We start from the raw sequence: 9,789 nt of genomic DNA, 5'->3' as shown, positions 1-9,789 counted from the left end.
ACCTGCCCGAGATCGTTTTCGCGCCCATCAAAACGATTGCCACCAAGGCTTCTCATGCGGTCGTGCATCGTATTCGTCACGCGAGTTGCGAAACTGATCTGAGTTCTCAACGACCCATGTCCAAAGCGGAATCATGCGGATCAGCAGCCCCATCCCCAGTTCGGTAAGCTCGTATTCCACGCGCGGCGGCATCTCCACGAGATCATGGCGTGTGACCAGCCCATCTCTCTCAAGCTGGCGGAGAGTGCGTGTCAGCATCCTCTGGGTAACCCCATGCATTCTACGTCCGATATCCGCATGGCGCAGTCTGCCATAGACGCCCAGGGTGTGGATGACGCCTAGGGACCACCTGTTCCCTGCATGGGTCAGGACTTCGCGTCTTACCCCGTCCTCGTCCTCGCGAAGACCATCGCATACGGCTTGGGAGTAGCTGAGGATTTCGTCTCTGGTCATCTTCCTGCCTTCCGGTATCACGCGTGTACCTTCTTACGACCCCGTCTGAGATATGCCAGTTAACCGTTCATAGGAATGATGAGACTAGAAAGGATTTCCAAGATGAACTCTTCTCAACCAGCAAATTCACAGACGATTCTGGTCATTGGTGCTGGAGAACTCGGTATGCCGGTTCTGCGCAATCTGGCGCGCAAAGCCAAGCATTATCAGGATACGACCGTCAGCGTTCTCTTGCGGGCGTCCGCTGTTGAATCGACCGATTCGGCAAAACAACGTGACGTCGCCGAAATCCGCGACCTCGGCATCAAGATCGTTACCGGCGACATCCTTGCCGCTTCCATAAGCGAATTGGCGGCAATCTTCGCCCCCTTCGATACTGTCATCGGCTGCGCAGGCTTTTCAGCGGGCCGAGACACGCCCATGAAACTTGCCAAAGCCGCGCTGGAAGCCAAACTCAAGCGCTATTTCCCATGGCAGTTCGGCGTTGATTTTGACGTGATCGGTCGAGGCAGCCCTCAGGACCTGTTCGACGCGCAAATCGATGTGCGTGACCTCCTGCGTGCCCAAGACAAGACCGACTGGGTGGTGATCTCGACGGGAATGTTTACGAGCTTTCTTTTCGAACCGATCTTCGAGGTCGTCGATCTCGAAAAGAATGTGGTCAACGCGCTGGGTAGCCTGGATACGGAAGTCACATTGACGACGCCTGATGATATCGGTGCCTTGACCGCCGAAGTGGTCTTTGCCCAGCCGGCGATCCGCAATGAAATTGTCTACCTTGCTGGCGACACCCTGACCTACGGCGAAGTTGCCGACACGCTCCAGAAAGTTCTTGGGCGCCCGTTTGCAAAGGCAGTGTGGACGGTCCCACATCTCAAGTCTGAACTTGCAAAGGACCCGAACAATCACATCGTGAAATACCGTGCGGTCTTTGCCGAAGGCAAGGGCGTGGCATGGCCAAAGCACAATAGCTTCAACAAGCGAAATGGCATCCATGTCACGACGGCCGAACAATGGATCAGCGAAAATCTTCGCTCGTGAGACGGATCCCGCCCGGCGAGGTTGAGTGACCTCGCCAAGCTTTCGCCGTGGCTTGCGCAATGAAATCTCGTGAGCGACGGCTCGGCTCGGCTATCGATCTGACGCGCATAGGCGCGCTGGCTGCTATTCTCGCGCGACGGCGCAAAGCACGCCCTATCCCAACAGCCGGCTCAGCCAGTCCTTGTCAAGCACGCTCGCCAGTTCCTCGGCCACCTCGTCCAATGCCGTTTCGACGCTCTGCCGATAGTCGAGACGCTCGCCCGCGAGGCCAAAACTCTGCAGCAGCCGGGCGCGGTAGGCGTCGCTGCCGAACAGGCCGTGCAGATAGGTCCCCATGATCCGCCCGTCGCCCGAGATGGCCCCATCCGGCCGACCGTCGATCGTCACCGAAGGCCGCGCGCAATCGACGCCCGTCGTCGTGCCGAGATGGATCTCGTAGCCGCTGAGCGGCGCGTCATACTCCGTCGAACGGGCCGCGCTGTTGCGCAGGGTCTTCTCCGGCGCCATCACGGTTTCAACATCGAGCAAGCCGAGGCCCGGGGTCTCCAGCACCTCGCCCTCGAGACCGAGCGGATCGCGGATCATGTGCCCAAGCATCTGGTAGCCGCCGCAGACACCGATGACGCGCCCGCCGCGGCGGACATGGGCCATGAGGTCGCGGTCCCAGCCCTGCCGGCGAAAATCCTCAAGATCGCCGATCGTCGATTTCGACCCCGGCAGAACCACCAGAGCGGCATCTGAAGGCAACCGTTCGCCCGCCCGGACGAACACCAGATCGACATCCGATTCTGCCCGCAACGGATCGAGGTCATCGAAATTGGCAATCCTCGGCAGCACCGGCACAGCGATCTTCAGGGCGCCCGCCTCGCCGCGCGCCAGCCTCTCCAGTACCACCGAATCCTCGGCCGGCAGCCGACCCGCCGACTTCAGCCACGGCACCACGCCGAAGCATGGCCAGCCGGTATAGCCGTGGATGGCGGTCAGCCCATCATCGAACAGCGACACGTCGCCGCGGAACTTGTTGATGATATAGCCCGCAATCATCCCCCTGTCCTCGTCGGACAGAATGGTATGCGTCCCGACCAGGGAAGCGATGACACCGCCTCGATCGATATCGCCGACCAAAACCACGGGCACACCGGCTTTCGTTGCAAAGCCCATGTTTGCAATATCGCCGGGGCGCAGATTGATTTCGGCAGGTGACCCCGCCCCTTCAACGATAACAAGATCGGCATCCGCGCCGACGATGGCGAAGCTCTCGAGTACGGAGGCCAGCAATCGCGGCTTCAGCGCCTGATAGTCGCGTCCCCTGGCCTGTCCCCAGACCTTGCCCTGGACGATGATCTGGCTGCCCGTCTCCGATTGCGGCTTCAGCAGCACCGGGTTCATGTGCACGGAGGACGGCACGCGGGCGGCCAGCGACTGCAGCCACTGCGCCCGACCAATCTCGCCACCGTCGTCCGCCACCGCAGCGTTGTTCGACATATTTTGCGGCTTGAACGGGCGGACCTTCAATCCTCTGTTTGCGGCAAGCCGGCAGAGGCCTGCGACCAATACCGTTTTTCCGACATCGGAGCCGGTTCCCTGCAGCATGATTGCCCTGGTCATCGCATCGCACCCTTGTTCATCACCGGCGGAAAGCCCTTATTTTGTCGAAGTTTTGCCATCATCGCCGCTGGACATACGACGTCGGCGATCCGCCGGATCCGAATTCTCATGCAGTCGTCTATTTGCGACAATCAATGACGACTTCATCCATTGTATCGTGTCGGAAACGGGATTATCTGCACGCCACATCATAGACAAGGCCGGGCGATCCGGCGCGGAGGATACCGGAATGCTTTTCATCTTCAACAACAAGAATTCGATCCAGATCGCCTGGGGTGGCAAGGTCCCGTCGCAGAAGTCTGAAAACCGCGCCCAGGAACTCGACGTGCGCAGCGGCACAGTGGGCGTTGTACGCACCGGCAAGGCTGGCTAAGGACCAAGACCGATCGGCACGAACCACGAAGCCGTCTCGTCGAGGCGGCTTTTTTCGATGATTAGGTGGACGTCCGGAATAGCTGAAGACAAAAAAATCGCGCCGGCGAAACTCGAGCACGGCGCGATTTTTAGTCTACCCGATATCTTCGGCAGAGCCGCGAGACAGGCTTTCTCCGGGACGCAAAACCTGATCCGGAGAAACAGCGGTGTCCCCCGCCGCGTCCCAATCAATAGCTGCACATCGTTACCGGACGGTTATCGAGACCTTAATTAAAGATGAATCGCGTTTTTTTCTGTTTTTTTTCGGAGACAGCACTGACCGTCTCAAAGACGCGAATGGAATAGAAAACGTCTTGCAGGGACGTGTGATCAAAGCTTTTCATCTCTCCAGCCCGATGCACTGTCCTGTTGACGTTCAATCCTGCCCATTTTGCAGCCAGAGATAGCACAAATGAGGCGTTACTTGAAGCCTCCGCCGCTTCGTCTGCAGCGCGCGATCGGCTCTTCATGCGATGGCCGGTTGATTTCTCCGTCCGAATCCTTAGGCTTCATTTCAAGGTGTGAAAAAGCGCGCCACGGGACCAAATTCCTGTGGCTAAAAACAGCGGACATACCGAAAGGGGACCGATCGAGCGGCCACAGAGGCAGGGCGTCGGTAAAGCAAATTCGCTATCAAGGGTCGCCGCGCCAAGGCGTGGCAGATCCTGGTGATTAACTGCAAGAACACTGGGAGAGTATCAAATGAAGAAGCTTATCGCTTCCGTAATATTCGCTGCAGGCACCTTCGCTCTGGCTGGGTCGGCAAGTGCGGCCGGATGCGGCGACGTATCGATCGCCGAAATGAACTGGGCATCTGCCGGGGTCGCGGCCCAAGTCGACAAGATCATTCTCGAGAACGGCTATGGCTGCAAGGTATCGCTGGTCACAGGCGACACCCAGCCGACCTTCACCTCGATGAACGAAAAGGGCCAGCCGGATGTCGCGCCGGAACTCTGGGTCAACGCCGTGCGCACCGCGCTCGACAAGGCCGTCGGCGAAGGCCGCCTGATCGAGGCAGCCCCGCTCTTGAGCGACGGCGGTGTCGAAGGCTGGTGGATCCCGAAATTCCTCGCCGACGCCCATCCCGACATCAAGACCGTTCAGGATGCCCTGAAGCATCCCGAACTGTTCCCTGCGCCGGAAGACAAGACCAAGGGCGCCGTCTATAACTGCCCGTCGGGCTGGAACTGCCAGATCTCGACCGCCAACCTCTACAAGGCGCTCGGCGCCGACAAGCTGGGCTTTACGCTCGTCGACACCGGCTCGGCCGCCGGCCTCGACGGCTCAATTGCCAATGCCTTCGAAAAGAAGACCGGCTGGATCGGCTACTACTGGGCTCCGACCGCCATCCTCGGCAAGTACGAGATGGTCAAGCTGAGCTTCGGTGCACCCCACGACAAGAAGGAATGGGATGCCTGCACCTCGCAGCAGGATTGCGCTGCGCCGAAGGTCAACTCCTACCCGGTCTCCGACGTCTTCACGGTCGTCACCAAGTCGTTTGCCGACAAGGCTGGCATCGCCATGGACTACGTCAAGACCCGCAAGTGGGACAACGGCACGGTCGGCAAGGTTCTGGCCTGGATGACCGAGAACCAGGGCACCAACGAGGACGGCGCCAAGTACTTCCTGAAGACCTATCCTGACATGTGGACCAAGTGGGTCGCTCCTGACGTTGCGACCAAGATCAAGGCTTCGATCTGATCGAACGGACGGCAGGCCGCAAGGCCTGCCGTTTCTTCTCTGCTGCGACGATCACCCTTGCCGGGTGCCCGCACCGGAGCAACGACGACGACGCGTCTGCCGATGGCCGACGGTGAGCAGGCTGAGAACCGGCATCAGTGCTGCGTTATGGACGGCAATCTTGATAGCCACACGGATTGCCTATCCCGGACCGGGCAAAAAAGGGGACTGTGATGGCTCTGCAATGTACCTTCCTGCCGGATGCCCTGTGCAATTTTCCGGCGATCAACGACACGCTCATCCGGGAAGCCCGCAAGAACATCGACGATGGCTTTCGTGGCATGGTGCGTTCCTGGGGCGCGGTCATCGACATCGTCGTGCAGCCGCTGCAATGGTTCCTGAACTATCTCGAATGGCTGTTCACCAACACGCCCTGGTTCATCGTTCTCATCGCCATGATGGCGATCGTCTATCTCGCCAGCCGCAACATCAAGATCGTCATCGGCACCGCCCTGTCGATGGCCCTGATCGGCGTCTTCGGCCTGTGGAACGACACGATGATCACGCTGGCCATGGTCACTGTCTGCACGCTGATCGCCATCGTCATCGGCCTGCCGATCGGCATCCTGATGGCCCGCTCCGACCGGCTGCAGTCGGTCATCAACCCGACGCTCGACGTCATGCAGACCATGCCGAGCTTCGTCTACCTCATTCCGGTGGTCGTCATCTTCGGCATCGGCAAGGTGCCGGGCCTGATCGCGGTGGTGATCTATGCCGTGCCGCCGATGATAAGGCTGACCAACCTCGGCATCCGCCTCGTCGACAAGGAAGTGCTTGAAGCCGCCGATGCCTTCGGCTCGTCCCATACGCAGAAGCTGTTCAACGTACAGATCCCGCTGGCGCTGCCGACCATCATGGCCGGCATCAACCAGACCATCATGATGTCGCTCGCCATGGTCGTCGTCGCCTCGATGGTCGGCGTCGGCGGGCTCGGCAAGAACACGCTGCAGGCGATCAACAACCAGTTCTTCACCGTCGGCTTCCTCAACGGCTTTGCGCTTGTTGCCATCGCCATCATTTTCGACCGCACCAGCCAGGCCTATGGCAAGCGGCTACAGAAGCATTCGGAGGTGGTCCATGGCTAGTCACGCAATCCAGATCAAGAATCTCTACAAGATCTTCGGACCCCGCGGTCGCGACTATGTCGATCAGGTCAAGAACGGCCTCGGCAAGCAGGAACTGAACGTCAAGCACGGCCATGTGCTGGGCCTGCAGGACATCAACATCGACATGCCGGCCGGCGCCATCACCGTCGTCATGGGCCTGTCGGGCTCCGGCAAGTCGACGCTGATCCGCCATATCAACCGCTTGATCGACCCGACGGCGGGCGAAGTGCTCTACGACGATATCGATGTCTGCAAGATGAGCGAGAGCGATCTTCGCGACTTCCGCCGCCACAAGACGGCGATGGTATTCCAGAAATTCGCCCTGCTGCCGCATCGCACCGTCATCGAAAACACCATCTATGGCCTGCAGATCCAGGGCGTCGGCCGCGCGGAAGCCGAGAAGAAGGGCCGCCACTGGATCGCCCGGGTCGGCCTCGACGGCTTCGAGAACCATTTCCCCAACCAGCTGTCCGGCGGCATGCAGCAGCGCGTCGGGCTTGCCCGCGCGCTCACCAACGATGCCGACATCCTGTTGATGGACGAGGCCTATTCGGCGCTCGACCCGCTGATCCGCGTCGACATGCAGGGCGTGCTGCTCGACCTGCAGAAGGAGCTGAAGAAGACCGTCGTCTTCATCACCCACGATCTCGACGAGGCGCTGCGGCTCGGCGACAAGATCGCCATCCTGCGCGACGGCAAGGTCATCCAGCAGGGCTCGGGACAGGATATCGTCTTGAAGCCGGCCGACGACTATATCAGCGCCTTCGTCAAGGAAGTGAACCGCGGTCGCGTCATCAAGGTCGAAACGGTGATGAAGCCGATATCCGGCGAAGGCACGTCGATGCGCATTCCCGGCGACATGACGCTGGAACTGGCGGCGCGCGAGATGACCGGCGCCAACCAGACGCTGGCCATGGTGGTCGACGGCAACGGCAAGCCGGTCGGCGCGCTCGACCTCCACAGCATCATCTCGGCGATGGTCACCCCGACCAGCCACGAGGTCACGGAAGCAAAAGCAGCGGCCTAAGGCCGCTGCACGAGACCAGGGCGGCCCGCAACGTTGCGGAGCCGCCTTTTTATTTGCCTCAGCCGAAGGCCTGGCCTTCGGTGAAGTGCGGCATGACCATGCTGTCGAAGGTCTTCAGCGCCGCGCCGATCGCCTGGTGCATGTCGAGATAGCGGTAGGTGCCGAGGCGTCCGCCGAAATGGACGTTGGCTTCAGCCTCCGCCCTTGCCCGGTAACGCAGGAAGACTTCCTTGTCCTGGCGCGTGTCGATCGGGTAGTAGGGCTCGTCCTTGCGCTGCGCCGAGCGGGAATATTCGCGCACAACCACGGTCTTCTCGTTCTGGTAATTGCGCTCCGGATTGAAGTGGCGGAACTCGAGGATGCGGGTGAACGGCACGTCCTCGTCGGCATAGTTCATCACGGCAGTGCCTTGGAAATCGCCGACATCCAGCGTCTGCTGTTCGAAATCGATCGTCCGCCAGCCGAGCTCGCCTTCGGCAAACTCGAAATAGCGGTCGATCGGGCCGGTATAGATAATCGGCAGGCCGGCCGGCAGCTGCGATTTGATGTCGAAGAAATCGGTGCCGAGCATCGTCTTGATATGCGGCGAAGCAAGCATCTTTTCGAAGATCGCGGTATAGCCGTCCTTCGGCAGGCCTTCATAGGCATCGTTGAAATAGCGGTTCTCGAAATTGTAGCGGACCGGCAGCCGGGTAATGATATGTTCCGGCAGATCGCGCGGGTCCGTCTGCCACTGCTTGGCGGTATAGCCGCGGATAAAAGCCTCGTAGAGCGGCCGGCCGATCAGCGAGATCGCCTTTTCCTCGAGATTGCTCGGATGCTTGCCGGCCATCTCCGCCGCCTGCCCCGCGATCAGCGCCCGCGCCTCGTCGGGCGAGAAGCGCTTGCCGAAGAACTGGCAGATGGTCGCGAGATTGATCGGCATCGAATAGGCCTGATCGCGATAGCTCGTATAGACCCGGTGCTTGTAGTCGGTGAAGCCGGTGAAGCGGTTGAGATAATTCCACACCGTCTGGTTCGGCGTATGGAACAGGTGGGCGCCGTAGCGATGCACCTCGATGCCGGTGTCCTTGTCGAATTCGCTATAGGCGTTGCCGCCGATATGGTGGCGGCGATCGACGATGAGAACGTTCTTCTTCAGATCCGTGGCCACCCGCTCGGCAATGGTCGCGCCATAGAAGCCGGCGCCGACGATCAGAAGGTCGATATTGGAGAAATCAGTCATGGGTTTCGCCTAAGAGTTTGCGGGTTGATCAGCGGACGCCTGGGATCGGAGCGTATGTGAAGCCGTAGGAATTCCAGATAGCGGCCTGTTCGCCGATCGCGCCGCGCACATCGTAGCTGGCACCGATCGGACGCGTATGCACGATGCCGACGGCATCGATGATGCCCATTCGTGTAGCCGGGCGGCCGAGGAAGGATGGCCAGAGATGATCGAGCCCATAGCCTGAGACAGCGTCCTTGATGCTGCCGATGCAGATCTCCAGCGCCCGCTTGGAAAACAGCGGACACATGATTTCGACGAACGGCTCCATCCGCACTTCGCTGCCAGGCTTCTGGGCCGTGATCGGGTGGTTTATGTGGCAGCCGGGAATGTTGCGCAGCGCGGGCTGCGCCAGATCAAGGCCGTATTTGCGGCTGAGGTGGAACATGACGTTCAAGTCTTGCCCGCTGACGAGAAGATCGTCGTCGGGAAGCCATATCCTGTCGTAGTTCCAAAGCGGACTACCCTCGTAGAAGAGGTCATAGATCGGTTTGAACTTTTTCTCGTTGGGCGCATGCGACAGGTATTCCGGGGAAACCGAAAGATCGGGCGTTTCGTTACCATACCAGCTGACGCACAGATCCCAGGACCGGGTCTTGAGGCCGACATCTTCCAGCCAGCGCGGATGCAGAGAATTGGCGTTCGCCCGCACCACGATAAGGTTGGGACGACGATCTTCCGCAGCCGGTTGTTTCAGAAACTTCGCCCGCCGCTCCACATGCGGTGGCGTGGCTAAAACCGGGTGGGGCGGATGATCCGTGGAAGTTAGCACGTAGATCGCATCGACGCCGCCGATGACAGCCCGCCCGGCCAGCGCCGATACCTTGGCGTTTTCCATGCGCGCAACGTTGAAGATGATGGACGGCAAGCCGTTATTGCCGATGAAGAAAAGTCGGTTGTTGAGGACCTGCCAGCTGTCTAGCTGTCCATGAAGGCAGTTTCCGATCAGCCCTTCGGGTGCCAGAACGAGAAACGGCGATAGGGTTTGGTCATCGAGATTGCCGAAGCCCCATTTGGAACCGGACAGCGCCTCGCTGGTCAGCGGCGGCGCTTCGACCCAGTCGCCTTCGGTCGAATCGTTCGTTCGTGCAATCTCAGAAACAGCGAACATAGGGGCGGTCCTTTTTTATCCGCAG

General features: G+C 59.9%; 9 protein-coding genes. 5 read left to right on the top strand and 4 right to left on the bottom strand.

Going from position 1 to position 9,789, the window contains the following annotated elements; genetic code table 11:
- Positions 1-27: 27 nt before the first annotated feature.
- On the bottom strand, positions 28-453 hold the full coding sequence (locus tag VH564_RS11375; RefSeq protein WP_423339930.1) for a winged helix-turn-helix transcriptional regulator: 426 nt from the start codon (positions 451-453) through the stop codon (positions 28-30).
- A 102-nt stretch (positions 454-555) separates the two neighbouring features.
- On the opposite strand from VH564_RS11375, the gene VH564_RS11370 reads away from it, so the two are divergent.
- Positions 556-1,494 (top strand): aromatic alcohol reductase, encoded by a 939-nt coding sequence (locus VH564_RS11370; RefSeq protein WP_423339929.1) that lies wholly within the window; start codon positions 556-558, stop codon positions 1,492-1,494.
- 153 nt (positions 1,495-1,647) lie between these two features.
- Here the strand turns inward: VH564_RS11370 and VH564_RS11365 are convergent, their stop codons facing one another.
- Positions 1,648-3,102, bottom strand: coding sequence for a cobyric acid synthase (locus VH564_RS11365; RefSeq protein WP_423339928.1), 1,455 nt, complete (start codon positions 3,100-3,102; stop codon positions 1,648-1,650).
- Positions 3,103-3,331: 229 nt separating this feature from the next.
- Here VH564_RS11365 and VH564_RS11360 point away from each other — a divergent pair, with 229 nt between their 5' ends.
- The 4 genes from VH564_RS11360 to VH564_RS11345 all read left to right on the top strand — a co-directional run bounded on the left by VH564_RS11360 (position 3,332) and on the right by VH564_RS11345 (position 7,389).
- Positions 3,332-3,475 (top strand): hypothetical protein, encoded by a 144-nt coding sequence (locus VH564_RS11360; protein WP_423339927.1) that lies wholly within the window; start codon positions 3,332-3,334, stop codon positions 3,473-3,475.
- A gap of 743 nt (positions 3,476-4,218) precedes the next feature.
- A complete protein-coding gene (locus VH564_RS11355; protein WP_423339926.1) occupies positions 4,219-5,217 on the top strand; it encodes an ABC transporter substrate-binding protein in 999 nt (332 codons plus the stop codon).
- Between the two features lie 212 nt (positions 5,218-5,429).
- Positions 5,430-6,341, top strand: a complete 912-nt coding sequence (locus tag VH564_RS11350; protein WP_423339925.1) for an ABC transporter permease — start codon at positions 5,430-5,432, stop codon at positions 6,339-6,341.
- On the top strand, positions 6,334-7,389 hold the full coding sequence (locus VH564_RS11345; protein ID WP_423339924.1) for a quaternary amine ABC transporter ATP-binding protein: 1,056 nt from the start codon (positions 6,334-6,336) through the stop codon (positions 7,387-7,389). Before VH564_RS11350 ends, VH564_RS11345 begins: the two co-directional genes overlap by 8 nt.
- A gap of 58 nt (positions 7,390-7,447) precedes the next feature.
- Here the strand turns inward: VH564_RS11345 and glf are convergent, their stop codons facing one another.
- On the bottom strand, positions 7,448-8,614 hold the full coding sequence (gene glf, locus VH564_RS11340; protein WP_423339923.1) for a UDP-galactopyranose mutase: 1,167 nt from the start codon (positions 8,612-8,614) through the stop codon (positions 7,448-7,450).
- 28 nt (positions 8,615-8,642) lie between these two features.
- Positions 8,643-9,764, bottom strand: coding sequence for a DUF707 domain-containing protein (locus VH564_RS11335; protein WP_423339922.1), 1,122 nt, complete (start codon positions 9,762-9,764; stop codon positions 8,643-8,645).
- Positions 9,765-9,789: the final 25 nt, after the last annotated feature.

This window comes from Rhizobium sp. HT1-10, from assembly GCF_049472505.1.
Lineage (GTDB): Bacteria > Pseudomonadota > Alphaproteobacteria > Rhizobiales > Rhizobiaceae > Rhizobium.
Note: the sequence above shows the minus strand (reverse complement) of the source record. Positions and strands in the feature narration are given on the sequence as shown.